Here is a 632-nt window from a genome sequence, read left to right as displayed (position 1 = left end):
TGTGTATAAGAGACAGAACATCGCCTACCTCCCGAAGGCGTTCGACGACGCGAGCCGCGCGGAGCTCGAGCGCCGCTATCCCGACGCGATCCTCGTCGACGACCAGGACGCATCCGTGCTCGGCCTCAACTCCTTCGGCGACGGCCGCACGATGCTCATCGCCGAGCGCGCGACGGGCTTCGAGCGGCAGCTGCGCGAGCGCGGCTTCGAGACGGTGGGGCTCGACCTGAGCGAGCTGCTGCTGGGCGGCGGCGGCATCAAGTGCTGCACTCTGGAGCTGCGACGATGACGACGGAGGCGACCATGACCGGCACGACGATGCACCAGGCGACGGATGCGGTGGGCACGGACGCGGTGAGCACGGCCACGCGCGACGCGATCGCGCAGGTCGAGGCGCACGCCGCCCACAACTACCACCCGCTGCCGGTCGTCGTGACGGACGCGGAGGGCGCGTGGGTCACCGACGTCGACGGCCGCCGCTACCTCGACTGCCTCGCCGCCTACTCGGCGGTGAACTTCGGGCACGGAAACCCCCGGCTGCTCGCGGTCGCGCACGCGCAGCTCGACCGCGTGACGCTCACGAGCCGCGCCTTCCACTCCGCCGCGCTCGGCCCTGTCTCTTATACACATCT

At 70.4% G+C, this 632-nt stretch carries 2 protein-coding genes; both read left to right on the top strand.

What is annotated here, in order from left to right; translation table 11 throughout:
* The coding region (locus DQ237_RS19340; RefSeq protein ID WP_240619762.1) for a hypothetical protein at window positions 1–289 on the top strand (289 nt) is incomplete at its 5' end.
* Between the two features lie 14 nt (window positions 290–303).
* Window positions 304–632, top strand: a 329-nt coding sequence (locus tag DQ237_RS19335) for an aminotransferase class III-fold pyridoxal phosphate-dependent enzyme (protein ID WP_240619761.1), incomplete at its 3' end; no start/stop codon positions are given.

Origin of the sequence: Blastococcus sp. TF02-8 (assembly GCF_003319175.1) — a bacterium.
Classification (GTDB): Bacteria; Actinomycetota; Actinomycetes; order Mycobacteriales; family Geodermatophilaceae; genus Blastococcus.
The sequence above is the reverse complement of the archived record's forward strand: the minus strand, read 5'-3'. Positions and strand labels throughout refer to the sequence as shown.